Genomic DNA, 24,112 nt, shown 5'->3' on the forward strand with positions numbered 1-24,112 from the left:
AGATTCTGATTCGGGACAGCTCCCGCGCGTTCACCTCGACGCCCGGTGTGCCAACGCCACGTACCATCCCGCAATCGAGTTTCAAGGAGCACCGGTGAGCCCTGAGATTGACGTGCTGGTCCTGGGAGGGGCCGGCGTCGACACGATCGTCTACGTACCGCAACTGCCCCTACCCTTCGCCGACAGCTACATGGTGCCGGCGATCGAGACGCGGGCCGGTCAGACCGGCGACTTCGTTGCCCTGGGCCTGCACGCGCTGGGTCTGCGCACCCACCACATCGACGTCGTCGGCGACGACCACGAGGGTGACCTGGTCCGCGCCCTGCACCATGACCGGGGAATCCCCCTGACCGATGTGCCGCTGCCGGCCGGTACCCGCCGCGCGGTGAACCTTGTCGGGCCGGACGGACGGCGGCTATCGCTCTACGACAGCAGCCGGTCGGGCGAGGGCGACCGACTGCCTGCTGAGACGGTGGCAATGCTCGCCGCGGCCAGCCGCCACGCCCACGTGTCCATCACGTACCCGTGCGCCTTCGCCATACCCGCGCTGCGCGAGGCCGGGCTGACCATCTCCACCGACCTGCACAACTGGGACGGTGCCGAGCCCTATCACGAGGCCTTCGCCTACAGCGCCGATCTGGTGTTCGTCTCCGCCGCCGCGCTGACGGACCCGGAGAAGACCATGCGGCGGATCATGGAGCGGGGCCGGGCCCGTCTGGTCGTGGCCACCGCCGGAGCGGAAGGTACCTACCTGCTCGCGGACGGCGAGATCACCCACATCCCGGCGGTCACCCCGCCGGCCCCGGTGCTCGACTCGAACGGCGCCGGCGACGCCTTCGCCGCAGCGTTTCTCTTCGGTTGGCTCGCCGCCGAGCCGCCGCAGCAGTGCGGTCGGTACGGCGCGATCGCTGGGGCTTACGCCTGCACGGTGCCGGCGACACGTGCCGACGCGATCGATCGCGCCGCACTGCTTGCCCGAGCCGCCGAGTTGGCGACCCCGCCGGTCGGCGCGGACCACCATCGGCAGCCCCGGTGACCCGCCCGCCCGACAGCGCCTTCGACGTCGTCGTCCTCGGCGGCGGGGTGGCTGGGTGTGTGCTGGCCGCACGGTTGAGCGAGAACGTCGACCGCAGCGTCTGCCTCGTGGAGGCCGGCGCTGACCATGGCGCTCGCCAGGAGGCCTGGCCCGCACCGCTGCGCAATGCCCGCGCCCTGCCCCGTGAGCACGTGTGGGAGCGGCAAGCGGCATCCTTCCGCATCCGCGCCCGGGTCCTTGGCGGCTCCTCGTGCATCAACGGCTGCTGGAACACGTGGGGTTCCGACGCCGACCACGCCGAGTGGGCACGGGCGGGCGGCCCGAGTTGGTCGGCGTCTGGTTTGGACCGGTTCCGCCGCCGGGCGATCGCGCAGATGCAGTTGGCCCCCGTGCCTCAGCAGGAATTGTCGCCGTGGAGCCGTGCCGCACTCGCCGGCGCTGCCGACCTGGGCTGGCAAGAGGTGGACATGGCCGTCCCGGGTGGCCCCGGCTACGGCATGCCGCTGCTAAACGCCGCCGAAGGCCTGCGCCGCAACGTCGCCTTCGGCTACCTCGATCAGACAGTCAGGTCTCGGCCGAACCTGACGATCCTCGCCGGGAGCACGGTAAATCGGTTGGTCGTCCGCGCCGGCCGGGTCTGCGGCGCGGAGGTCGAGGTGAACGGACAGGGCGTCACGCTGGTAGCCGGCGAGTACCTGCTCGCCTGCGGTACCTTCGGCTCGCCGGCGGTGCTCATGCGCAGTGGAATCGGACCCGCGATCCACCTGTCCGAGGTGGGAGTGCGCGTGGAGGTCGACCTGCCAGGTGTCGGCGCGAACCTCACCGACCAGCCGGGGGTGTTCGTTCCGCTGCCGCCCACCCCGGAGCTGAACGCGGGACTGGCGGCCAAGGACAGGCCCGGCGACCTGTATGTCAGCCGGGTGCTGGTCCGCGCTGCGAGCCCGCGCTGCCCGGACGGGGCATGGGACCTGCACCTACTGCCAACGGCCGGGCCACCACTGTTCGGCAAGCTTCCACCATGGCAGTACGAGGCCGGCATCTCGGCCTTCCTGATGAAGCCGGTCAGTCGCGGCCGGGTGAAACTGCGGTCCGCTGATCCCGCCGACGAGCCGGAGATCAATCCTGCGTTCCTGTCCGACGAGGACGGCCACGACCTCAGGGCCCTGCGCCACGGGCTGGATCTGGTCGCGGATCTGGCCGCCACGGCACCGCTGAGCGCACTAGCGGGGCCGGTGATCGGCCGGCCCGGCCGGGACCTCACCGACGGCATGCTCCGGACCCTGGCGGGCACCTACTGGCACCCGGTGGGTACCTGCGCGATGGGCGGCCAGGACGACGTGACAACGGTGGTGACCCCCGACGCCCGGGTGCGGGGAGTCTCGAACCTGCGCGTGGTGGACGCCTCCATCATGCCGACCGTGCCGGCTGCCAACACCCAGTTGCCAGTGCTGGCCATCGCCGAGATGCTGGCCGACGAGCTGAGGAGCTGAGACGGTGTCCGATCCGATCCACGGGGGACCTGAAATGAACACCGACGTGCGTAACTTCCGCCTGCTCTACGGATGCATGGGCCTGGGCGGTGACTGGGACGATTCCCCGTACGGCCCGCGCGAGATCGAGGAGGCCGAGGCCGCGGTGGTCGCCGCGTTGGACGCTGGCATCACCGCCTTCGACCATGCCGACATCTACCGGCGCGGTAAGTCCGAGGCGGTCTTCGGTGAGGTCCTGGCCCGCACGCCCGGCCTGCGCGAGCGCGTCGTGCTGCAGAGCAAGTGCGGCATCCGCCTACCCGACGGTGGCCACCCTGGTCACTATGATCTGCGCGGCCCGCACATCGTGCGTTCGGTGGAGAAGAGCCTCACCCGGCTACGCACCGACGTGCTTGACGTTCTGCTGCTGCATCGGCCCGACCCGCTGGTCGATCCCGACGAGATCGCCGAGGCCTTCGGGTCGCTGCACGAACAGGGCTTGGTACGCCAGTTCGGGGTGTCCAACATGAGCGCCGCACAGATAGCTCACCTGCAGTCTCGGCTCGACCAACCGCTCGTCGTGAACCAACTGGAAATGAGCCTGCACAAGCGGAACTGGGTCGAGGCGGAGGTGTTGGTCAACACCACCACCGCCACTGGGTTCCCCCTGGGTACGGTGCAGTATTGCGTCTCCGAGCGGATCCGAGTGCAGGCATGGGGTGCCCTGGCGCAGGGACGCTTCACCGGGCGAGCCGAAACCGAGGCCGAGGGGAAGGCCACCCGGATGCTGGTCGAGCTCGCCGAGGCAAAGCGGACCACGCCGGAGGCCGTCCTGCTGTGGTGGTTGCAGGGTCACCCGGCCCGGGTCGCTCCGGTCGTCGGCACTACCCGCCCGGAGCGCATCGGCGCCTGCGCCGACGCCGTCAGGCGGGAGCCCGAACTCACCCACGAGGAGTGGTACCGGCTGTGGGTTACCGCTCGGGGAGCCGCACTGCCGTAGTCGGCGATCCATCCGGTTGCGGATGATCTATCGAAGTCGAAAGTGTACGGGGTTGGAATCCGTCAGCTCCAACCAACAGCGCCGGTTGGAAGCGTTATAGGACGTCCCATGGCGTCGTAGGATTCGTGGCATGCATAGCACCCTGACGGAGCATGCTCGGTGCCTCTATGGCGACGAGTATCGACCCACTTCGTCGCGATGCAGCGCTGATCACGAGGAGTCCTACTTCATCGAGGAACTCACCTTCGCGGACGCGGAGTCGATCCTCGCCATGCTGCGCGAGCTGTGCCCACACCTGATTGACGGCCTCTTGCCGGTCTGGGTGCGGAATCTAGCGTATCGACTGGTTCTTCTGCAGCGACCCGATGAGCCGGCGCTGTTGCGAGAAGCCGCGCAGAACCTCTGGATGCACGGACCCGATTGGGACGACATCGCGGACCCGCGAGTTGTGTGATCGCTTTGGCTTCGTGGATGTAGACGTTGCGCGGCCGGGGCGCGTCACCTGTTGAGGCGGTGCGGTGGCCGTGGCGGCAGCGGTAGGCGGCGTGCTTGTTGACCCAGTGGGCGTCGAGGATCCGTCCGCATTCCTGGCAGCGGATCAGCCCGGTGAGCAGGTAGCGTCCGCTCGAGCCGTCGGCCGGTGCGGGCAGGGCGTTGGCCTGTTGGGCGGCGACGAAGTCGTGCTCGCTGACCAGCGGCGGATGCGCGATGCCCCGGGAAATCACCCACTGTTGCATCAGGTTCCAGCGGCGTGCCTCCGACTGGCCGAGGAGATCATCGGCGGCGTCGAGTGGGCCGCGGTTGAACCAATCCTGGCCATGCCGTAACCTATGAGCATGCGCACCCACAATGGTGCACAAATGATGCGTACAAGAGTTCGAATCCCCCCTCGGACACCAGATATTTGCTCCACGGTGCGTGCTGAGATCGACTGCAGCGCGCACCGTTTGCGTTCCAGGCTGGTAGTTCAGCCGGAGACCGAGTTGCCGGTAGACCTCGGCCTTATCGGCCGGGTCAGCGTCGCGGAGCACGGCGCGATGAGGCAGTAGAACGGCGTCCGCACATGTCGAGTTGAGTCCGGCGACCCGGCAACCACCGACACACTGAACGGGCGTCTGCGCCGGCTCCCGCTCACCGGAAACTGCCGACGCGCCGGGCCAGTCCCGCCAGGACCGCGTCCAGGGACAGCTCCGCGGCACTGGGCAGCAGCAGCAGGTCCGCGGCCGTGAAGTGGGCGCCGTCCGCATGCGGGTTCGGCACTGCCACGCACCGCAGCCCGGCCGCGTGCGCCGCCGCCATGCCGTGCGCGGTGTCCTCGAATGCGACCGCCTCCTCCGCCGGCATGGAAAGCGAGGGGAGGAGCGGGATTCCACTGGAGAGGGCGTGAATTTCCAGGCACCCAGCTCGCAGGGAGCAGCTGCCGTGGGAGGAGCGATTGTAACATTAGGTGCTATCATCCTATGTGTTGTTGCCTGCTTCTTTAATCCCGCTTTATCTTGAGTGTTCGGACTGGCGAAAGGTGGGTCGGCGTGCCAGGGCAGCAGGGTGATTGGACATGCAAGTATTACTCGCTTGGTCTACCCGCGGGTGAGGGTCAAGGTGATGTCCCGAACCTTCTAAGGCATCTAGCGAATTCTTTAGAAGGCTTGCATGAAGGTGTCGGAGTGGAGATCCTTGGCATTACCTACAGTGACGACGAAGTGAATGATTACGGAACTTGGCCGAACATGACGGTCTATTACACCCCCAAATAAACAGGCTAAGGGATGTCTCGTAACCCTGGCGTCTATCCGTTAAGGATGGTCGGGCAGGATGCCGGGGGTGCAGGTGATCACGGCAGCTCGCTCGGAGTGGATCTTTCCGTTCACTGGGTTGCAGCCCGCGCAGTTCCGCAGGCTGGTCCGGCTGGTCGCCGAGCGTGGCGGTGACGGCGTCGCCGACGGCCGGCCGGGCCGGCAGTGGGCTCTCGACCTGCCGGATCGGGTGCTGCTGGTCGCCGCGTACTGGCGCACGAACCTGACGATGCGCCAGATCGGCCCGCTCTTCGGGGTGTCGCATTCCGCGGCGCACCGGGTCTTCGACACCCTTGCGCCGCTACTGGCCCTAGCGCCGGTGCGCAAACGGCCGGTCGAGCAGATCGCGATCGTCGACGGGACGCTGGTCCTGACCCGCGATCACCGGCTGGCCGCCCGGAGCAAAAACTACCGGTACTCGACGAACTTGCAGGTCGCCATCGGCGCCTCCACCCGCTTGGTGATCGCCGTCGGCGACCCGCAGCCCGGCAACCGCATCGACACGATCGTCTACCGCACCTCGGGTATCGCTGAGAAGTTGGACGGGCGGCCGGTGATGGCCGACGGCGGCTACCGCGGCAACCCGGAGGTGCTCATGCCGTATCGCAAGCCCGTCGACGGCAGCACCCTGCCCGCCTGGAATGAAGCCCTCAACGTCGAACACCGGACCGTCCGCCCGGGGGTTGAACATGCACTGGCCAGGATGAAGTGCTTCAAGATCCTGCGCGACTACCGCCGCGCCGCCCACACATTGACCGACGCCGCCTCCGGCATCGCCAACCTCCACAACATCATCCTCGCCGGCTGACCGCTGGTCCGCTACCGGGCAACGCCTTCACCCAGTTACGAGACATCCCTTAGCATCGCCCGATGGACGATCTAGACCTCCGACTGCGAAGGCTTGGTGCGGCGGATACGAGGCGACAACTCGTCGACGCTCTGTGGAACCTGCGTGATTCGGCCTACGACAGTCCTCAGCTATGGACTGCCCTGACACCGGAGACGCTCTTTCAAGCCCTAGCAGAAGAGTTGGAGCAGGTGCCGGATGACAGCGGCCAGCCCTCGGTTCACGTCTTGGCATCTGCTCTTGAGAAAGTACTCGGCCCTCGGCTACCCGCCTAGGCTCGGCTGCTGTGAGCGACAACGACGCCTGGGCTGTCGAGACGGTGCGTGCATCTGACCGCTGACAAGGCCCGTGAGTCTGCTCCCCGATCGACCGATGCGGCTGCGGGAGCCAGCGCTGGTGCCAGCCAAAGTACTGGGCCGCCGGCTCACGATCGCTTCGCATCCCGCTGCGAGCCCGGTTCAGGGGGAGCAGCAGGGTGCCCTGAACGGCCTTGAACTGCGTCCAACGGCATCGAACGGCGCTCAACTGCACCCACCCCTGCCTGCGGCTCCACGTTGCCGCAGGTCAGAGTCGGTGCGGCGTCCTGTTTCCCGCGGAGTGCTCTGCGGTTCTGCATAGCGGTCGACAAGGTTCTATGTTGCCTGGCAGGGGAGTGCGCGCAGGTCAAGGCGGTAAGGAGCTGTTGGTGGGCTGGCCTTGCAGCTGGGAGCAGATTGGGTGCAGGTTGGCGAAGAGGTCACCGCGACCGAAGTGCTCACCGACGCCGGACAGAGACGAGGGGCTTTGACCTGCGGTGAGGGAGATCGAGCGGTGCGGTGTGACCTCCCAGTGAGTGGCGAAGTGGTCAGGTGGCGCTGCTCACAGGACGGCTGGTGCCGGCCGGCGTCTCGGGTCGCCTAACGCTGTGCCTGTAGGTGCGCTGTGGATCGATGCAGAGCGTTGCGGGTGACCTCGGTGGAGTCCGCCGCGGTTCCGTCATCTGAGACCCCGATCCCACGGACAATGTCCTGACCAGGAGCTCCTGATTGATGACCTCTTCGGCGATCCCGAAGACCTCGGCCATGGTGTTCCCTGTTGGCGGTCGACCAGCATCCGCACAGTGATGTGGTACGCCGCCTGGTAACGACGTCCACCTTCGAACTTCGCTCACATGGCGGAGACCGCAGCCTCGATTTTCTTCGCCGCCGTGGGCTTCACCTTCCCGGACACCCGCACCAACACCCGGCGACTGTCCGCCCGGTAGTGGTATTCCGTTCCCAAGATGGGGGCGGACTTCAACGCCGTCTGGATGTACTCCGACCTGCGATCCGCGTCCGCTGCCGCCGCGAAGACCTCGACCACGAGTCCCCGGTCGATGCCGAACTTGTCGGCTTCCGGGTCGCCACCGGACAGGTCAGCGGACGCCCTGGACAGATACCCGTTGGGCCGCCCGAGCAGGTCGTTGGGGTCGGTGTCCTCGTCCTGGACAGCCCCCTTTGTCAGGCCGAGTTTCGCAGCGGTCAGGTTGGCCAGCACCTGCTCGGCGGTGAGCGGCTCCGCAGCGGCCGGCACCGGGGTCGCCGCAGGTGTGGTTGGGACGGCCTGCGGCGTGTTGCTCGCGGTGTCGGGGGTGTTGGCGCCGCAGCCGGCGATAAGGGCGAGCGCGACGACGAGGGCGACGGTTCCGTGTTGAAGGCGCATCGGACGATCCTCGGGCAACACAGGGGTTGGGGCGGTCCTGCACTCCGCAGGGCGGCTGTCCGGTTGATGACAACCCTGACAAGAGTCCACCCGACCGAGTTCAACATGGCACCTGCTTCACCCCAACTTCACACTGCTCGGGAGGCGAACTGATGACCGACCGCACCCGCCGTTTTGCCCATACCGATGGCGGAGCTTGAACCGTTCGGTGCCGGTGGTCGTCACCGAGATGGCACGCTAGGTAGTGGTGGCCTATGCTCGCGGCATGATGCGTTCGATCAGTTAAATTGCCGGCGTGGAGATGCAGATCCAGGTGTTGGAAGGTGCGCTCGTTGAGACGCCGACGGCCGACGTCACGGGCACGGGCCGGCGGGCGTTCGGCGAGTTCGTGGGGCCGGGTGGTGAGCTGGCGTCATACGCGTTCGGCTGGACCAGCGGCTCGGACCCACACGTCGGCCGTCTGTCCGTCGGGATTGGTGCCGGCAATCCTGGGGGTGGCACCTTCCACGCCGTCATCTTCGCGAACGACGATGGTCACGCGTTCTCCCTCGTCGACGAGCCGTTCGAGCGGGTCCCGCAGGGCGGTCCGGACCTGACCGCGGAGCAGTCGCGTGCCCATGAGGACCTGCCGTTCGTTTGGTGGGTCACCGACCAAATCATGCAGCGCGACCGGCGAGCCTGGTGGATGCGGCACTGGTTGCTGGGCACCGTCTGTATCCAGACCCCTGAGGTGTTCGAACGCCGTGAGCCTGTTCTGTTCGTCAGTCACGACGCGGACGACGGAGTCTGGCAATTGATCGGGGCCGCCGATGCGCGCGACAGCAACGGCAAAGTCGGGCACCTGCACCATGCCGTCGACGAGGACCCCAGCCTGATCGACGTTCTTGACCTACCACCAGGGCGTAGTGCGGTACGCGCCGGCGTTGGAAAATCCTGGACTGGGGACGTCTAACCGCGATCCGGCATCGCTTACCGACTTTTGGTCAGCCTCTGGACCGATGGACCCGTATCCGCATCTGGCCCCTGACAAGGCGCGTTGATCGTGAGCTGGCGCCAGGTGATGACCCGGGCGCGGTGGTGGCGGTCGTCGGCCGTGCGAGATAGTCGCTCACCTCGAGCTCTCGCCCGATATGCGACCGGGCGGTGGCGTGCCGCGCGCAGGGACCTGAGCGAGAATGGGCCAGTTCGAACTCTGCGCAACCCTGGAAGGACCCTCCCTTGGCCGGTGGACTCGTAGCCCTGCTGGATGACGTGGCGGTGCTGGCCCGTGCCGCTGCCGCGTCGATCGATGACATCGGGGCGGCCGCCGCGAAGGCCGGCGCCAAGGCCGCGGGCGTCGTCGTCGACGATGCTGCCGTCACGCCGCAGTACGTGCGGAGCCTGGCGGCCGAGCGCGAGTTGCCGATTATCAAGCGAATTGCCGTGGGGTCACTGCGCAACAAGTTCTTCATCATCCTGCCGGCGGTGCTGCTGCTCAGTCAGTTCGTGCCTTGGCTGCTCACTCCGATCCTCATGCTCGGCGGCGCCTACCTCTGTTATGAAGGCGCGGAGAAGGTGTGGGCCAAGATCGCCCATCACGGTGCCTCCGGCGCGGGCGAGGAGAAGGTGCAGGACGAGACGACACTGGTGTCCGGGGCGGTACGAACCGACCTGATCCTCTCGGCGGAGATCATGGTCATCAGCCTTAACGAGGTGATCGATGAGGCGTTCTGGTCCCGCCTGGCGATCCTGGCTGTCGTCGCCGTCGTCATAACCGTCCTGGTGTACGGCGTGGTGGCCCTGATCGTAAAGATGGACGACGCCGGGCTGCGCCTGTCGCAACGTTCCGGCGCCGTCGCGACGTTCGGCCGCGGTCTGGTGAGGGCGATGCCGGTTGTCCTCACCGTGCTGACGGTAGTCGGCACCGCGGCGATGCTGTGGGTGGGCGGGCACATCCTGCTGCTAGGCACGCACGAGCTGAACCTGCACTTCCTGTACGAGGCCGTGCACCACGTGGAGGTCACCGCCCACGACGCCACGGGTGTTCTCGGCGGGCTCGTCGGCTGGCTCGTCAACACGGTGGCCAGCGCGATCCTCGGGCTGATCGTCGGAGCGCTGGTCGTGCTTTTCATGACTCTCACGCTCCACCGCCGCAAATCCAAGGCTGCGGCCGCGACTGCGGCGGCCACGACTCGTACTGACGGCACCATCCCCGCACCGCCGAGCCGTGCAGCTCGGCGTCGCGACGCTCCTGCGGACCGAGCGCCGCGCGCTTGACCACAACATCATCGCAACTCGACCACGGGGTCATGCGTTCTGGTGCTGAACCGCGCTCGGTACTCCAGCCGCACCTGGTGGAGTCGGAGTCTTCGCTGGTAGTGGGCCGTTTTGGTGCGGTACTGGTGTCGTCGCCATCGGACCATCGATGGCCTCCACAACATCATCCTCGCCGGCTGACCACCGGTTCGTCGCCGGGCAACGCCTTCACCCAGTTACGAGACATCCCTTAGGACGCCGATCCCACGGGCAGCCCTGAACAGGGACTTTCGGTTGGTGACCTCTTCGGCTCCGCCAAAGAGGTCACCAGCACAGCTAGACTTGCGCGAGCTTCAGAGTTGCGCTGAGCGTCATCGGCGGTGGGGCAATGGGTCGTGTTGCCCCTCGGACACTAGATATTTGCTTCACGGTGCGTGCTGAGATCGACTGCAGCGCGCACCGTTTGCGTTTTCGGGCAGGTGGGTCAGCCGGAGACCGAGTTGCCGGTAGACGTCGGCCGGGTCGACGTCGCGGAGCACGGCGGTGATGTCGCCGAACGCGTCCACCAGGGCCGTGATCTCTGCTCGGCTCATCCGGCGCGGGGTGGTGTCCGCGTTCGCGTGCAGATTTGCTTCCGCGCGGGCGCGTTCGGCCTGTGTCTGGGCGATCCAGCCGGTGACCACCGCGGGGTGGGCACCAGCGTCGAGGGCGGCGCGGTAGCGCTCCAGCTTGGCGTCGCACTCGGTAATGATCGTCTGGGCTGCTCTGCTCGTTGCGGGCGGATGATCCAGGGGCTGGGCGTCGGCCATCGCGGTGATCGTTTGCTGGATGCGGTGGGGCGCGAAGGCGGAGGCCAGCCAGGTGTCGAGCGGGTCGGTGAGAGCGTCCTCCCGCAGGTACACGTTGCGGGGGTGGGGGACCTGGTTGGCGAGGGCGTACTCCTGGGGGAAGCGGCAGCGGTAGTAGGCGTCGCCGTGGTTGTACTGGCCCTGCATGCGTCGGTCGCAGGCGGCGCAGTAGATCATTCCCCGGAAGACGTACGGGTTGCGGGTGCGCTGCCGGACGTGTTGTCCGCCGGTTCCCCGTCCGCGTCGTTGCAGTATCGCTTGGGCCTGCTCGAAGGTCTCGTCGTCGATGAGTGGCTCATGGGTGATGTCCTTGGAGACCACCCATTTGTCGCGGGGGTTCCAGCGCATGACGCCGGTGTGGCCCATTGCCACGTCGTCAACGTCGAGCAGCACTTCGTCAGTGCGTTGCTTGTTCCAGACCCGGCGGCGGGTCTGCTGCACCGATAGGTGACAGTATTAAGCGCAACGGGCGCAGATCAAGGCCCGCCAGGTGTACCCCATCGATCGCCCGCTGCGTCTCTGGCGGAAGCGACTCCCAGGTGGCCTTGGCGGCACAGAGGTAGCAGCGCTCGTCGGCAGGTTCTGGGAGATAGGTCGTATAGCGCTGGCGGCAGCCCGAGCAACGGTAGTCGATCATGGTGCAATTGTCGTCCGACGGCTGCTGCCGCTAGCTCGATTCAGGACGTTCAAATGCCACCGGTCCGTCAGCACCCCGGCGCGCCTGATATGTGAGCCCGGCGGATCCCCCAACGTGCGGTAGCCGCAACAGACACACGGGTACGGGACGTCCATGCGATCAGTGTGCCCGACACCCGTGCCCCACCATTGGCAGCCGCAGCCCTTCAGTCTGCAGAGCGACCACAGAGACGCTGCGGGCGCCGACCGGGTCGGTCTTGCGGCCCTGGCCGGTGGCGAACACCGGGCCCGGGCGGACAGCCTCGCGGGAACGTCCACGACGGTCTCGCCAGCGGATCGCTGACTGCGGGCTGCCGGGTCAGCGAGCGGTGGGATTGGTCAGTCGGTCCAGTTCGGTGGCGGCAAGTCGACGCAGGGTCTGGTTAGGGTCGCGGGTATACCGGTGGAGGATGTCCGGGGCAGCGTCGGGCGCGAGGTGTCGTGCCACGACCGCGACGCGCTGACGGACCATTGGATCCGGGTCGTCCGCCAATTCGACCAGGAGTCGCCCCCGGTGGGATGGCCTGCCATCGGCGCTGGCGAGTCCGCTGAGGGTGGCCGCTCGTACTGCGGCCTCGCCGTCTCGTGCCAGCATCGTGAGTTGCGGTGCCACGCGGGGATCCGAGTCGGCCGCCGTCGCGAGCGCTTTGGCGGCTTGGACTCGCAGTTGTGGGTCTTGGTCGGCAGCCAGCACCAGTAGCGTATCGACCGCCGCCGGCCCGCCGACCGAGCCGAGGGCTTCTGCAGCGTTCTCGCGGACGGGCCGATCGGGGTCCTGGAGGAGCCGTTGCAGGGCCGGGGTCGCCTCGTGACTGCCGAGTCGCCCGAGTGCGTAGGCGACCATGGACCGTACTCGCGGTGTCGGGTCGGCGGCGAGGGCAACGAGCGGTGCGACCGCGTCAACCCGGCCGGTGTAGCCAAGCCTGCTCGCGGCCGACACCCGGACCTGCTCGTTCAGGTCACGCAACGCCAGAACGAGCGCGCCGAATGCCCAGTCGTCGCCGGCTGGGTCAGGGATCGAGCCCACCGCCATGGACCTGATCTCCGGGTCGGCGTCGGTCACGGCCGCAGCGAGCAGCTCGACATCCTGTGCTTCGACCACGAACCCGAGCGCCCACAGCCCAACACGGCGCAGCTCCGGCGTATCACCCGTGGCGGCATCACGCACCACACGCCGGCTGGTCGCCCGGTCTGCGTGCAGCAGCTCGATGATCTCGGCCTGGAGACTGTCTTGGTCGTCCCCGAGATCGCGCGCCGAAGCGCGCAGCAGTACCGGCAACGCCGCCACGCCCTCGATGCCAGCCAAGACACCGGCAATCAGATCTCGGCCGTAGAAGTTTCCCTCGTCGAGGAACCGGTCCAGCACCTCCCGCAGCCGGGGTACCAAGGTGGTGTCCCCGGATGTGGCCAGGGCCGTGACGGTCGGCGCGATGTCGTCGTAATCGTCCTCAAGCTCCATGGCGTGCCGGACCACAGCCTCCAACGCCCCATGGCTGTCGATCATCCGGTCACCATGCCATACCACCGCCCGGCGGTGGTACAGCGCACTGGCCCGAGCAACGAGAGTTGCCAGAAAGGGGATGTCTCCAGGTCGTGCGTCTGAGTGGCAATCTCAGACAATGGCAAGGAGTACCGCTTGGTTCTGGGCGGCGGCTGAGCGGTAGAAGCGGCAGAGGTCGACACCGGACAGAGACCAGGGACTTTGACCTGCAGTGATGAAGATCGAGCGGTGCGGCGTGACCTCCCAGCAAATACCGAAGTGGTCAGAGCTCGCTGCTCCCAGCATTGCTCGTGTCCCCGGTCACGGGTCGCTGATAGTCACAGTGGCAGGTCCGCTTTACATCGATGTCCGGTCGCGCACTCCCGCCGTGGCGGCGTCACCACCAGCAACTGCAGCAGCACCACCTCCGCCAGGAACGACACACTGCCGAGAACCTGCATTGCGATGGGGATGCCGAGGTTCGCCGAGTTTACGTACCCGGCGGCCATGCCCCAGATCGGCCGTTCGCCGGGCTTGCGACCGAACAGCCAGCTCGCGCCGGCCCAGCCGAACCCGACGACCGCGGCCGTGCTCACCCCAAAGGCGAGCAGGGGGCGGCCGGCGAACCCGGAGAGCGGCATGTGGGACAGGGCTAGGAACAGGGCGGACGGCATCGCGAGTTGGAACACGAATCGGCCGAGCACCGCCGTCGCCGCCTCGCCCAGCAGGCCCCAACGACGGGCCGCTCCTGGATTACCGCAGCGCGCTGAAGAAGGCGCGCAGGTCGGCAGCGAGCAGGTCGGGCTCCTCCTGGGCGAAGAAGTGGCCGCCGACCCTGGGCTCGTGCCAGTGGGTGAGGTTGGCGTAGGTGCGTTCGGCGAATGACCGGGGCAGGCCGGCGTCCTCCACGCTGACCGTGATACCGGCGGGTACGGCGACCATTGGCAGATGTGGGGCCAGGCGGTCGTCACGGTAGGGCCGGAAGGACGTGCCGATGCAGTTGGTGACCCAGTACAGCATCACGGTGGTCAGCAGTTCGTCGAAGCCGAACCGGCGGGAGATGTCACCGCCACAGTCGCTCCAGCGCTGGTACTTCTCGATGATCCAGGCGGCCAGTCCGGACGGCGAGTCGCTCAGCGCGGCCGCAAGGGTGTCGGGCCGTGTTTCCTGGAGGATTCCGTAGCCCCAGTCATCTTGGGCCTTCGCGTCGAGCATGGCGATGAACGCCTCCTCGGCTGGGCTGAGGTCGCCCCTGCGGTCCGCTGGCGGGAACTTGATGTGCTGCGAGAAGACCCCGATGACCCGATCTGGGTGGCGGGCGCCGAGCCACGTCGACACGCCGGACCCGATATCGCCACCGTAGGCGCCGAAGCGGTCGTAGCCCAAACGGGTCATCAGCTCAGCCCACACGTCCGCTACAGCCGCCTCGGTCGTCGGGCCCTCGGCGAGTGGACCGGAGAAGACGAAACCGGGCAGGCTCGGTATGACGAGGTCGAAGTCTGCGAGCCGGGACACCAGGGGCAGCATCTCCGTGTACGTGCTGGGCCAGCCATGGGTCAGGATCAGCGCCGTGGCGTCGGGCGATGCCGAGCGAACATGAACGAAGTGGACCGGCGTGCCTCGGACCGTGGTGACGAACTGAGGGTACCGATTGAGGGCACGCTCGACCGCACGCCAGTCGAATCCATCGAGCCAGTACCGCACCAGACCTGCCAGGTACCCAGGGTCGGTGCCGGCGGCCCACGGCTCTCCTGGGGCGGCTGGCGCGAGCCTTGTCCGCGAAAGCCGAGCTCGCAGGTCGTCCAGGACGGCTTCGGGCACATCGATGTGGAAGGGCGTCACCCGATCATGATTCCATCGCAAGGAGTCACTTGGCAGCCGCCCGAATGGGCAGGCTGGTGGCCTTTCTGCTTGTGTACAGCAACGGAGTCAGTGATCGAGTGAATCGCCGAGGCGTGCGGACGCTCGGGGGACCGTCACGGCTGGAGTGGGTCAGCCTTCCGGGTGCCCGTCGTAGACGCAGAATGGCGTCCACACATGTCGAGTTGAGTCCGGCGACCCGGCAACCACCGACACACTGAACGGGCGTCTGCGCCGGCTCCCGCTCACCAGAAACTGCCGACGCGCCGGGCCAGTCCCGCCAAGACCGCGTCCAGGGACAGCTCCGCGGCACTGGGCAGCAGCAGGTCCGCGGCCGTGAAGTGGGCGCCGTCCGCATGCGGGTTCGGCACTGCCACGCACCGTAGCCCGGCCGCGTGCGCCGCCGCCATGCCGTGCGCGGTGTCCTCGAATGCGACCGCCTCCTCCGCCGGCAGCCCGAGCCGGTCCAGGGCCAGCAGATACACGGCCGGATCCGGCTTGTGCGCGGCCACCTCCTCGCCGGTCGCCAGCACCTCGAACCGCGCTCGCAGCCCGGCCCGATCGAGCATCGTCCTCACGTGGGTGACCGGTGAACTGCTCGCCACCGCGAGCCGCAGCCCCAGCTCCGCAGCCCGGTCCAGCCAGCCGACGATGCCCGGTGCCGGCTCCAGCGCCGCGTTCAGTTCCGCCCGATACGCCATCCGCAGCGCGTGACTGGACCCGCGGTCGTAGGCCGGTCCGACCGTTGCGGCGAGCGCGGCGTAACGCGGCTCGTTCGCGTCGCCGCCATGGTCGGCGAAGAAGCCGGCCGGATCGAGTTCCAGGCCATGCCGCCGCCACTCCCAACGCCAGCTCTCCAGCAGCGTCGTCTCCGTGTCCATCAGCAGGCCGTCGAAGTCGAAGATGAGCGCCTTGACCGTCATCGCTGCAGTATCCCAATCCAGCCTCCGCGGCCAGCGCCTGCCGCAGTCAGGCAACGCGGTGAGCTCCAGTCAAAGCACATCACCGGCCCGGAGCACCGCATCCTCTGTGGCGACCTCTTCGGCACACCCGAAGGCATCGACCTTCGAACGTTCAGGTCATCACCCCCCGGGAGGCACGCTCGCTCAGCCGAGAACGGTGCACCTGATCATGGCGATGGGATGCTGCGGTCCACCGTGCGCCCGACCTTTTAATCCTGGCCTCAGGTTAATCGGGGACACTGAGCGGCAAAAGCATCGATTGGAAGGGGGCGCGTCGGCGTGCGGATCATGATCGCGGATGACGACGCGGCCATCCGTGAGTCGCTGGAGCGGGTTCTCCAGGTCGAGGGTTACGACACCAGCACCGTCGCCAACGGTCTCGCCGTGCTCGACGGGGTCGGTGGGGCCGGCGGTGACACGCTGGATCTGCTGATCCTCGACGTGATGATGCCCCGCCTCGGCGGGTTGGAGACCTGCCGGCGGTTGCGGGCGGCGGGTCGGGATCTGCCGGTGCTGATGCTGACCGCTCGTGACCAGGTCTCGGACCGGGTCGCAGGGCTGGACGCGGGCGCCGACGACTACCTGCCCAAGCCGTTCGCCACCGAGGAGTTGCTGGCCCGGGTGCGGGCCTTGCTGCGCCGGCGCACGCCGGGCGACGGGGAGTCGCAGGTCCTGTCGTTCGCCGACGTCCGGCTCGATCCCGACAGGTTCGAGGCGTGGCGAGGCGGGCGGCCGCTGCGCCTGACCCGGACCGAGTTCTCCCTCCTGGAGGTCCTCGTGCGTAACGCGACCCGGGTGTTGACCCGCGACGCGCTGTTCGAGGCGATCTGGGGCTTGGACATGAGCGCCACCGCCAACAACCTCCAGGTGTACGTGAGCTACCTGCGCCGCAAGATGGAGGCCGAGGGTGAGCCGCGATTGATCTACACGCTGCGCGGCCTGGGATACACGTTGCGGGAGAGTCCTCCGTGAGCAGGCCCGCCGGCCGGATACCGCGCCGGCTGACCCGATGGTGGCGCCGGCGGTCACTGCGGACCAGGCTGACGGTGATCGCGGCGACGGCCATCGCGGTCAGCGTGTTCATGGCCTTCCAGGTGGCCAGCGAGCTGCTGGACTGGGAGCTGCGCGACACCGCCGAGGATCAGTTGCGCGCCGACTCCCGCGTCCTGGCGACGGACGCGGAGCGCGCCGGTCTGGCGCAGGTCCAGCTACCGCCGTATCCCGGATCCGTTCGACTGATGCGGGTCATCCTGCCCGACGGATCGACCCGGACGCCGGCCGGCCAACCCGCGCTGCCCCCGGTCAGCGAGCACGCCGGGCGCGTGGCGCAGGGCGCGTCGGCCGACCTGATGGAGTCGAACGACATCGACGAGGACGGCTACCTCATCTACACGCTGCGGGCGGGCGAGGGCGCGGTCCAGGTGGCCCGCGTCGCCAACGACAGCCCGATCAACCGGTTCGGGTTCGGCATGCTGCTGATCGGGCTGCTCTGCGTGGTCGGCGGCGCCCTTGTCGGGCGGACCGTGGCGCGGACCGGGCTGGCACCGATCGACCGGCTGACCGCCGCCGCGGTACGCGTCGCGCACACCCAGGATCTCGACGCCGACATCCCGGATGAAGGCGGCGGGGAGATCCGGCGGCTGATCCAGTCGATCAACGACATGCTCGCCGCGCTCCGGGACTCCCGGCGGGCCCAGCGGCTGCTCGCCGAAGACGCCGCCCACGAGCTCAAGACCCCGCTCACCAGCCTGCGCCTCAACGCCGAACTGCTGATCCGGCTCGATCGGCGCGGCACCCTGGACAGCGCGCTGCCGGCGGAGAGCCGGACCCGGCTGCTCAACGACCTCGGCGCACAGGTAGCCGAGTTGAGCACCCTCGCCGCCGAACTGACCGACCTGGCGCGCGGTGACGTCACCGACGAGAGCACCGACCTGCTCGACCTCGCCGACGTGGTGGTGGCCGCCGCGACCCGGGCGCGTTCCCGCGTGCCCGACATCGAGGTCGCGCTCGACGTCACCTCCGTGTGGGTGAGCGGGCGACCCGCTGCGCTCCAACGGGCGGTGCTCAACCTCATCGACAACGCCGGCAAGTGGTCCCCCGCGGACCAGCCGGTCCAGGTCCGGCTCCGTGCCGAAGGCGCGTCGGCGGTGCTCGAGGTCGATGACGCCGGGCCGGGCATCGACGCCGTCGACGTACCGCGGGTGTTCGACCGGTTCTACCGTGCCGACAGCGCCCGGGCGTTGCCAGGATCCGGTCTGGGGCTGTCGATCGTTCAGCGGGTCGTCGACGCCCACGGCGGCCGGGCCACCGTCGCCCGCTCCGCACGCGGTGGCGCGCTGCTTCGGGTCGACCTTCCGGCCGCGGCCCCGCCCGGTCGAATCACGCGGCCCACCGCCGGATCATGAAAAAGATCCGGGACGGGCCTGAGGCTCCGTCCCGGATCTCGCCCGTGCCGCCGCGCTCACCGTTTCAGCGCGGGCTCCTCGTCGTCGGCGAGCGGCTGTTGCCCGTCCGGCGGCTCCACCGGTCGGGACAGCCGGCTCGGCCACCACATCCGCCGGCCGATCAGCAGGGTGAGGGCGGGCACCAGGACCGATCGCACCAGCAGGGCGTCGAGCAGCACGCCGAAGGCGACCAGGAACCCGACCTCGATCAGCATCACCAGCGGAAGTGAGACGAGGACCGCGAACGTGGCCGCCAGGACCAGGCCTGCCGAGGTGATGACGCCACCGGTGGCGGAGAGGGCTTTGAGCATGCCCTCTCTGGTACCGAGACGCACGGCCTCCTCCCGGGCACGGCTGGCCAGAAAGATGTTGTAGTCGACGCCGAGCGCCACCAGGAACAGGAATGCCAGCAGCGGCACCGAATAGTCGATGCCCTTGAACCCGAGGATCGTGTCGAAGACGAACACGCTGCCGCCGAAGGCTGCGGCGAATGAGACGACCACGGTGGCCATCAGGACCAACGGGGCCACGACCGCGCGCAGCAGCAGCCCGAGCACGATCAGGACGACGGCGAGCACCAGCGGGATCACCAGCTTCTCGTCGCGGCTGGTGGTCACCTCGGTGTCGAGGTTCTCCGCACTCGGCCCGCCGACGATCGCCTCCGCCCCGCTCACCGCGTGCACGGCGGTGCGCACCCGCTTGATCGTGTCGTACTCCGCGACGGTGTCCGGCGCGTCCGTCGGGAACACGGAGATGTCGGCCCAGCCACCCTTGGTCTGACCTGGGATGGCCATGGCCACACCTCGGGTGCCCTTGACGATGTCGAGCACCCGCTCCTGGTACGCCGGCCGCGTGAAGATCGTCATCGGCTGGCCGCCGAGCTCCGGGAAGTGCTGGCGGAGAACGGTGAAGCCGGTCACCGACTCCGGCGCGGACAGGAACTGGTCCTGCTCCCGCAGGGCGCCGGTATTGCCCGCCAGCCCGAGGGCGAGCACGCCGAGGACTCCGAGCGAGCCGAGCGTCGCCACCCACCGGCGGCGGCTGATGGCGGTGCCAAGCCGTCCCCACAGCCCCTGCTTCTGCTCCACGGTCGTGCTGAACCGCGGGATGGCCGGCCAGAAGATCCGCCTGCCGAGCACCACGAGCACCGCCGGGAACAGCGTCAGCATGGCCACCAGCGCGCACAGAATGCCGGCCGCACCGATCGGGCCCAACCCGCTGGTGCTGTTCAAGTCCGCGACGAGCAGGCAGAGCAGGCCGGCGACCACGGTGGCCGCGGACGCGACGATCGCCGGCGCCGCGCCGCGCAACGCGTGGACCATCGCAACCCGGACGTTCTCGTGGTGGTGCAGTGCCTCCCGATATCGAGCGATGAGCAACAGCGCGTAGTCCGTGCCGACGCCGAATACCAGGATCGTCAGCAGCGCCGAGTTCTGGTCGTTGACCACGATGCCGAAGCCTTTGACGAGCAGGTAGACGGTCGCCATCGCGGTCAGTGCGGCCGCGCTTACGACCACCAGCGGGATGAACCACAACACCGGGCTGCGGTAGGTGAGGATGAGTAGGAGCGTTACGACGACGACGGTGGTGAGGAAGACCTGCAGGTCGATGCCGTCGAAGACGGCGTCCATGTCGCCGTCGACCGCGGCCGGGCCGGTCACGTCGAGTTCCAGGCCGGCGGGGCGGTCCTTCGCGGCGTCACGCAACGGCCCGACGATGGCCTCCGGTGCGCCGTAGGTCGTGCTCACGTCGAGGGTGAACATCATCGCCTTGCCGTTGGTGGAGAGTCTTGTCGGTCGGCCCTCGTCGTCCTCGCCGGCCGGGGCCGCCACCTTCGGCGGGTACCGCTTGGCAAGGGTGTTGTAGTGGCGCTCGGCCGTCGCTCGGTCGGCGTCGGTCATGCCGCCGGCGCGGTGGTACACGAACACAAAAGTGTTGTCCTCACCGCCGGGGAGACTGTCCTCCAGCACCGCCACCTTGGTGGACTCGGCACCGGCCGGCAGGGTGTCCACGGCTCTGTCGGTAGTGACCGAGCTCAGCTTTCCGCTCAACGGCACCATCACCGCCGCCAGCGCCACCCACAGGCCAATCACCAACCACGGCACCCACCGGCCTGCCAACCGACCGGCCGGCGCTTCCCCAGACGGCGCTGCGTTGACTGCCATCACTAGCCTCCTACAGACGGGTCACATCGCTTATCTGATGCCGACTTCATACCGAGCGAATCTGAGGCGACTGTTAGAACGGCGCTCAGGCCGGTTGGCCGAACCAGGTGCCCAGCGCACGCATCACCGTGGTGGCGTCGTCGAAGAGCCGAACCTCACGGACGCGGAGTGCTCGAAAAGGGTGACGTGTGCAGGGCGGTGATTGGGTAGCGTCCCGGGCGTGATCGAGCTTGTCGAGCGGCATACGGTTCTCGCCGTTGTGGTTGGGTCGCGGGCGTACGGGCTGCATGACCTAGCCTCCGACTACGACCGGCGTGGTGTGTATGTGGCGCCCACACGGGCGTTCTGGCACCTCGACAAGCCGCCCACGCACCTCGACGGTCCGGCGGTGGAGCAGTTCTCCTGGGAGTTCGAACGCTTCTGCGTCCTGGCCCTGCAGGGCAACCCGACAGTGCTGGAGGTGCTCTGGTCTCCGCTGGTCGAGACGATCACCGTCGACGGGGAGTGGTTGCTGGCGGCACGGCAGGCGTTCCTGTCGAGGCGGGTGGCGGAGACCTACGGCAACTACGCCCGGGATCAGCTCAAACGAGTGGCGGCCCGCCGCGAGCGCACCGGCGAGACGAATCACAAGCAGGCCATGCATATGATCCGGCTGCTGGTCGCCGGGGCGCATGTGCTTCGGACCGGGGAGGTGCTGGTCGACGTTCGTCACCTGCGCGACCGGCTGCTCGCGGTGCGGCGCGGCGAGCTGCCCTGGGATGAGGTCGCCGCTTGGACGGCGGATCTACTGGTTGAGCTCGCCGACGCGACCGCAAGCACCGTGTTGCCTGATCAGCCCGACCGGGTTGACGTGGATCGGCTGCTCACGGCCGTACGGGAAAGGAACCTGTAGTGACCACCGAGGTGCCGCCGTGGGCCGCCGAGGCAGCCTGCACCCTGCCTCGTCCGCTGCTGTTCGCCACCGTCAGCGGTGCGCATCTGTACGGATTCGCATCCATCGACTCCGATCTGGATTTGCGGGCCGTGCACTTGCTCCCGGCTGAGGAGGTCGTCGGGTTGCGCACCGGTCCGCAGACGTTGCAGCACATGAGCGTGCGCGACGGTGTCGAGTTGGACGTGGTCAGCCACGATCTGCTGAAGTTCGTCAAGCTGTTCAACGGCCGCAACGGGTACGTCCTAGAGCAGTTGCTGTCACCGCTGGTGGTTGTGACCACCGCGGTGCACGCCGAACTCATTTCCTTGGCCCCGCGGCTGGTCACCCGTCACCATGCGCACCACTACCTCGGATTCGCGGCCACCCAGGAAAAGTTGTACGCCAAAACCGGGCAGCTCAAGCCTGCGCTGTACACGCTGCGGGTCCTGCTCACCGGGATCCACCTGATGCGCACCGGCCGCGTAGAGACGAACCTTGCCGTGCTCGGAACGAGGTTGTCGTACGTACCGGATCTCATTGCCGCCAAACGGGAGGCCGAGCATGGCCCGCTCCCCGCGGGCGTTGCAGGTTGGCTCGCCACCGACGTGTCGCGGCTGCGCGCCGAGTTGGAGGCGGCCCGGGACATCTCGGTGTTGCCCGAGCGCGTAGATCCGGCAGCCGTGGACGCCCTGCACGACCTGGTGGTGCGCACCCGACTGCACGGGCTCCCCAACCAGCGTCCTGAGTCAGCGGGCTGAGGTCCGCCGCAGGCCCGTCATTTCAGACACCGATCCCACGGGCAATGTCCTGAGCAGGCCCTTCAGGCTGGAGACCTCTTCGACAGATCCGAAGGCGTCAGCGCTGGCGCTCCCGCGGGCACGACGATCAGCCCGGTGATGTAGTAACCGATTTGATCGACGCGGGTGGCAACGTCGAGTTCGACGGTCGTCGCCGTGGTGCGTAAGCGGTGGACTTCCCAGTGGCGGTACCGCAAGTCGCGTAGCCAGGTTTCCTTGACCTCTCCCGCGACACGCATCGGTGATGCCGCCGGTTCGGTGATACAGGCAGCCCACCTCGAGCTCTCGCCCGATATACGACCGGGCGGTGGCGTGCCGCGCGCAGGGACCTGAGCGAGAATGGGCCAGATCGACCCGCAACCCTGGAAGGACCCTCCCTTGGCCGGTGGACTCGTAGCCCTGCTGGATGACGTGGCGGTGCTGGCCCGTGCCGCTGCCGCGTCGATCGATGACATCGGGGCGGCCGCCGCGAAGGCCGGCGCCAAGGCCGCGGGCGTCGTCGTCGACGATGCTGCCGTCACGCCGCAGTACGTGCGGAGCCTGGCGGCCGAGCGCGAGTTGCCGATTATCAAGCGAATTGCCGTGGGGTCACTGCGCAACAAGTTCTTCATCATCCTGCCGGCGGTGCTGCTGCTCAGTCAGTTCGTGCCTTGGCTGCTCACTCCGATCCTCATGCTCGGCGGCGCCTACCTCTGTTATGAAGGCGCGGAGAAGGTGTGGGCCAAGATCGCCCATCACGGTGCCTCCGGCGCGGGCGAGGAGAAGGTGCAGGACGAGACGACACTGGTGTCCGGGGCGGTACGAACCGACCTGATCCTCTCGGCGGAGATCATGGTCATCAGCCTTAACGAGGTGATCGATGAGGCGTTCTGGTCCCGCCTGGCGATCCTGGCTGTCGTCGCCGTCGTCATAACCGTCCTGGTGTACGGCGTGGTGGCCCTGATCGTAAAGATGGACGACGCCGGGCTGCGCCTGTCGCAACGTTCCGGCGCCGTCGCGACGTTCGGCCGCGGTCTGGTGAGGGCGATGCCGGTGGTCCTCACCGTGCTGACGGTAGTCGGCACCGCGGCGATGCTGTGGGTGGGCGGGCACATCCTGCTGCTAGGCACGAACGAGCTGAACCTGCACTTCCTGTACGAGGCCGTGCATGACGTGGAGGTCGCCGCCCACGACGCCACGGGTGTTCTCGGCGGGCTCGTCGGCTGGCTCGTCAACACGGTGGCCAGCGCGATCCTCGGGCTGATCGTCGGAGCGCTGGTCGTGCTGGTCATGACTCTCGCGCTCCACCGCCGCAAATCCAAGGCTGCGGCTGCGACTGCGGCGGCCACGACTCGTGCTGACGGCACCATCCCCGCACCGCCGAGCCGTGCAGCTCGGCGTCGCGACGCTCCTGCGGACCGAGCGCCGCGCGGTTGACCACAACATCATCGCAACTCGACCACGGGCAAGGCCCAGGCGACGTCGACGGCCTGCATTCCTTCCTCATGGACAGGTTCAGCGGACGCAGCGAGATCGTCGGGTTCCGCAGCTCCGTCATCTATCAACACGCCCGAGAGCAGGTCATCGAACCGCTTGACCCGTAACGCACGGCCGCAGGGTCGGGACAGTGCGGGTGTCGCCTTAGGGTTCGACCGGGTGGACGGGATACGCCACTTTTTGCGCAGGAACACGCCTTGCGGGCCGGCGGTACGCATCAACCGCCCGACCCGCTTCTGCCTGCTCGGCCCTGTGGCCGGAGGACTGGTGACCGGACCGGCGACGTTGGGTCAACGGGCGGGCCGCCTAGGCGGTGTCTTCAAAGGATTTTTGTTGTCGGATGATGTAGGGCGTGGGTCGTCGCTACGAGTTGTCTGACGTCGAGTGGGATGCGCTATCGCGGTATCTGCCGTCGGTGGTGACCGGTGGTCG

General features: G+C 67.9%; 22 protein-coding genes and 1 pseudogene. 12 read left to right on the plus strand and 11 right to left on the minus strand.

Features of this window, described 5'->3' with window-relative positions; all coding sequences use genetic code 11:
* Nucleotides 1–94: 94 nt before the first annotated feature.
* The 4 genes from KBX34_RS07350 to KBX34_RS07365 all read left to right on the plus strand — a co-directional run bounded on the left by KBX34_RS07350 (nt 95) and on the right by KBX34_RS07365 (nt 3,959).
* Nucleotides 95–1,036 (plus strand): adenosine kinase, encoded by a 942-nt coding sequence (locus KBX34_RS07350; RefSeq protein ID WP_210924010.1) that lies wholly within the window; start codon nt 95–97, stop codon nt 1,034–1,036.
* Nucleotides 1,033–2,526 carry a GMC family oxidoreductase gene (locus KBX34_RS07355; protein WP_210924012.1) on the plus strand — a complete coding sequence of 498 codons (1,494 nt, stop codon included), beginning with the start codon at nt 1,033–1,035 and terminating at the stop codon, nt 2,524–2,526. Before KBX34_RS07350 ends, KBX34_RS07355 begins: the two co-directional genes overlap by 4 nt.
* Nucleotides 2,527–2,560: 34 nt before the next feature.
* Complete coding sequence (locus KBX34_RS07360; RefSeq protein ID WP_210924014.1) at nt 2,561–3,505, plus strand: aldo/keto reductase family oxidoreductase; 945 nt, start codon at nt 2,561–2,563, stop codon at nt 3,503–3,505.
* 130 nt (nt 3,506–3,635) lie between these two features.
* Nucleotides 3,636–3,959, plus strand: coding sequence for a hypothetical protein (locus KBX34_RS07365; protein WP_210924017.1), 324 nt, complete (start codon nt 3,636–3,638; stop codon nt 3,957–3,959).
* A gap of 49 nt (nt 3,960–4,008) precedes the next feature.
* Here the strand turns inward: KBX34_RS07365 and KBX34_RS34395 are convergent.
* Nucleotides 4,009–4,242, minus strand: a pseudogene (locus tag KBX34_RS34395) (zinc ribbon domain-containing protein); the annotation flags it as partial.
* Between the two features lie 394 nt (nt 4,243–4,636).
* Nucleotides 4,637–4,849, minus strand: a complete 213-nt coding sequence (locus tag KBX34_RS07370; protein ID WP_247671531.1) for a hypothetical protein — start codon at nt 4,847–4,849, stop codon at nt 4,637–4,639.
* 477 nt (nt 4,850–5,326) lie between these two features.
* Here KBX34_RS07370 and KBX34_RS07375 point away from each other — a divergent pair, with 477 nt between their 5' ends.
* A complete protein-coding gene (locus KBX34_RS07375) occupies nt 5,327–6,106 on the plus strand; it encodes a transposase family protein (RefSeq protein ID WP_210924018.1) in 780 nt (259 codons plus the stop codon).
* Between the two features lie 1,185 nt (nt 6,107–7,291).
* Here the strand turns inward: KBX34_RS07375 and KBX34_RS07380 are convergent.
* A complete protein-coding gene (locus KBX34_RS07380) occupies nt 7,292–7,825 on the minus strand; it encodes a hypothetical protein (protein WP_210924020.1) in 534 nt (177 codons plus the stop codon).
* 301 nt (nt 7,826–8,126) lie between these two features.
* Here KBX34_RS07380 and KBX34_RS07385 point away from each other — a divergent pair, with 301 nt between their 5' ends.
* Both KBX34_RS07385 and KBX34_RS07390 read left to right on the plus strand, forming a co-directional pair.
* A complete protein-coding gene (locus KBX34_RS07385; RefSeq protein ID WP_210924066.1) occupies nt 8,127–8,777 on the plus strand; it encodes a hypothetical protein in 651 nt (216 codons plus the stop codon).
* 266 nt (nt 8,778–9,043) lie between these two features.
* Nucleotides 9,044–10,081: a DUF808 domain-containing protein gene (locus KBX34_RS07390; RefSeq protein WP_210924022.1), complete on the plus strand. Its 1,038-nt coding sequence runs from the start codon at nt 9,044–9,046 to the stop codon at nt 10,079–10,081.
* A 404-nt stretch (nt 10,082–10,485) separates the two neighbouring features.
* Here the strand turns inward: KBX34_RS07390 and KBX34_RS07395 are convergent, their stop codons facing one another.
* From KBX34_RS07395 to KBX34_RS07420, 6 genes are all read right to left on the minus strand, one after another.
* A complete protein-coding gene (locus KBX34_RS07395; protein ID WP_210924023.1) occupies nt 10,486–11,349 on the minus strand; it encodes a recombinase zinc beta ribbon domain-containing protein in 864 nt (287 codons plus the stop codon).
* Nucleotides 11,306–11,545, minus strand: coding sequence for a hypothetical protein (locus KBX34_RS07400; RefSeq protein ID WP_210924024.1), 240 nt, complete (start codon nt 11,543–11,545; stop codon nt 11,306–11,308). Before KBX34_RS07400 ends, KBX34_RS07395 begins: the two co-directional genes overlap by 44 nt.
* 357 nt (nt 11,546–11,902) lie before the next feature.
* The gene (locus tag KBX34_RS07405; RefSeq protein ID WP_210924028.1) at nt 11,903–13,087 is read right to left on the minus strand and encodes a HEAT repeat domain-containing protein; all 1,185 of its coding nucleotides are present in this window, start codon (nt 13,085–13,087) and stop codon (nt 11,903–11,905) included.
* 314 nt (nt 13,088–13,401) lie between these two features.
* Nucleotides 13,402–13,854 (minus strand): AEC family transporter, encoded by a 453-nt coding sequence (locus KBX34_RS07410; RefSeq protein ID WP_282102592.1) that lies wholly within the window; start codon nt 13,852–13,854, stop codon nt 13,402–13,404.
* A complete protein-coding gene (locus tag KBX34_RS07415) occupies nt 13,817–14,905 on the minus strand; it encodes an epoxide hydrolase family protein (protein WP_099855239.1) in 1,089 nt (362 codons plus the stop codon). Before KBX34_RS07415 ends, KBX34_RS07410 begins: the two co-directional genes overlap by 38 nt.
* Nucleotides 14,906–15,168: 263 nt before the next feature.
* Nucleotides 15,169–15,846 (minus strand): HAD family phosphatase, encoded by a 678-nt coding sequence (locus KBX34_RS07420; protein WP_210924030.1) that lies wholly within the window; start codon nt 15,844–15,846, stop codon nt 15,169–15,171.
* 327 nt (nt 15,847–16,173) lie between these two features.
* Here KBX34_RS07420 and KBX34_RS07425 point away from each other — a divergent pair, with 327 nt between their 5' ends.
* Both KBX34_RS07425 and KBX34_RS07430 read left to right on the plus strand, forming a co-directional pair.
* Nucleotides 16,174–16,857: a response regulator transcription factor gene (locus KBX34_RS07425; protein ID WP_210924032.1), complete on the plus strand. Its 684-nt coding sequence runs from the start codon at nt 16,174–16,176 to the stop codon at nt 16,855–16,857.
* On the plus strand, nt 16,854–18,290 hold the full coding sequence (locus KBX34_RS07430) for a HAMP domain-containing sensor histidine kinase (RefSeq protein ID WP_210924034.1): 1,437 nt from the start codon (nt 16,854–16,856) through the stop codon (nt 18,288–18,290). Before KBX34_RS07425 ends, KBX34_RS07430 begins: the two co-directional genes overlap by 4 nt.
* Nucleotides 18,291–18,346: 56 nt before the next feature.
* Here KBX34_RS07430 and KBX34_RS07435 read toward each other — a convergent pair whose 3' ends face one another.
* On the minus strand, nt 18,347–20,494 hold the full coding sequence (locus KBX34_RS07435) for an MMPL family transporter (protein WP_210924036.1): 2,148 nt from the start codon (nt 20,492–20,494) through the stop codon (nt 18,347–18,349).
* Nucleotides 20,495–20,714: 220 nt separating this feature from the next.
* On the opposite strand from KBX34_RS07435, the gene KBX34_RS07440 reads away from it, so the two are divergent.
* Nucleotides 20,715–21,386 carry a DNA polymerase beta superfamily protein gene (locus tag KBX34_RS07440; RefSeq protein ID WP_210924039.1) on the plus strand — a complete coding sequence of 224 codons (672 nt, stop codon included), beginning with the start codon at nt 20,715–20,717 and terminating at the stop codon, nt 21,384–21,386.
* Entirely contained in the window at nt 21,386–22,165 is a 780-nt protein-coding gene (locus tag KBX34_RS07445; RefSeq protein ID WP_210924041.1) for a DNA polymerase beta superfamily protein, read from the plus strand. The genes KBX34_RS07440 and KBX34_RS07445 overlap by 1 nt, the downstream gene beginning before the upstream one ends.
* A gap of 62 nt (nt 22,166–22,227) precedes the next feature.
* Here KBX34_RS07445 and KBX34_RS07450 read toward each other — a convergent pair whose 3' ends face one another.
* Nucleotides 22,228–22,443, minus strand: a complete 216-nt coding sequence (locus KBX34_RS07450) for a hypothetical protein (RefSeq protein WP_210924042.1) — start codon at nt 22,441–22,443, stop codon at nt 22,228–22,230.
* A gap of 100 nt (nt 22,444–22,543) precedes the next feature.
* On the opposite strand from KBX34_RS07450, the gene KBX34_RS07455 reads away from it, so the two are divergent.
* Entirely contained in the window at nt 22,544–23,620 is a 1,077-nt protein-coding gene (locus KBX34_RS07455; RefSeq protein ID WP_247671535.1) for a DUF808 domain-containing protein, read from the plus strand.
* Nucleotides 23,621–24,112: the final 492 nt, after the last annotated feature.

The sequence above is a fragment of the Micromonospora sp. M61 genome, assembly GCF_018070245.1.
Taxonomy (GTDB): Bacteria; Actinomycetota; Actinomycetes; order Mycobacteriales; family Micromonosporaceae; genus Micromonospora; species Micromonospora zamorensis.

What these genes read in the sequence shown, in the direction of transcription:
- KBX34_RS07360 (WP_210924014.1), top strand. Translation starts at nt 2,561, where the DNA reads ATGAACACCGACGTGCGTAACTTCCGCCTGCTCTACGGATGCATGGGC.
- KBX34_RS07365 (WP_210924017.1), top strand. Translation starts at nt 3,636, where the DNA reads ATGCATAGCACCCTGACGGAGCATGCTCGGTGCCTCTATGGCGACGAG.
- KBX34_RS07370 (WP_247671531.1), bottom strand. Translation starts at nt 4,849, where the DNA reads ATGCCGGCGGAGGAGGCGGTCGCATTCGAGGACACCGCGCACGGCATG.
- KBX34_RS07380 (WP_210924020.1), bottom strand. Translation starts at nt 7,825, where the DNA reads ATGCGCCTTCAACACGGAACCGTCGCCCTCGTCGTCGCGCTCGCCCTT.
- KBX34_RS07385 (WP_210924066.1), top strand. Translation starts at nt 8,127, where the DNA reads ATGCAGATCCAGGTGTTGGAAGGTGCGCTCGTTGAGACGCCGACGGCC.
- KBX34_RS07400 (WP_210924024.1), bottom strand. Translation starts at nt 11,545, where the DNA reads ATGATCGACTACCGTTGCTCGGGCTGCCGCCAGCGCTATACGACCTAT.
- KBX34_RS07405 (WP_210924028.1), bottom strand. Translation starts at nt 13,087, where the DNA reads ATGATCGACAGCCATGGGGCGTTGGAGGCTGTGGTCCGGCACGCCATG.
- KBX34_RS07420 (WP_210924030.1), bottom strand. Translation starts at nt 15,846, where the DNA reads ATGACGGTCAAGGCGCTCATCTTCGACTTCGACGGCCTGCTGATGGAC.
- KBX34_RS07425 (WP_210924032.1), top strand. Translation starts at nt 16,174, where the DNA reads ATGATCGCGGATGACGACGCGGCCATCCGTGAGTCGCTGGAGCGGGTT.
- KBX34_RS07435 (WP_210924036.1), bottom strand. Translation starts at nt 20,494, where the DNA reads ATGGCAGTCAACGCAGCGCCGTCTGGGGAAGCGCCGGCCGGTCGGTTG.
- KBX34_RS07450 (WP_210924042.1), bottom strand. Translation starts at nt 22,443, where the DNA reads ATGCGTGTCGCGGGAGAGGTCAAGGAAACCTGGCTACGCGACTTGCGG.
- KBX34_RS07455 (WP_247671535.1), top strand. Translation starts at nt 22,544, where the DNA reads ATGGGCCAGATCGACCCGCAACCCTGGAAGGACCCTCCCTTGGCCGGT.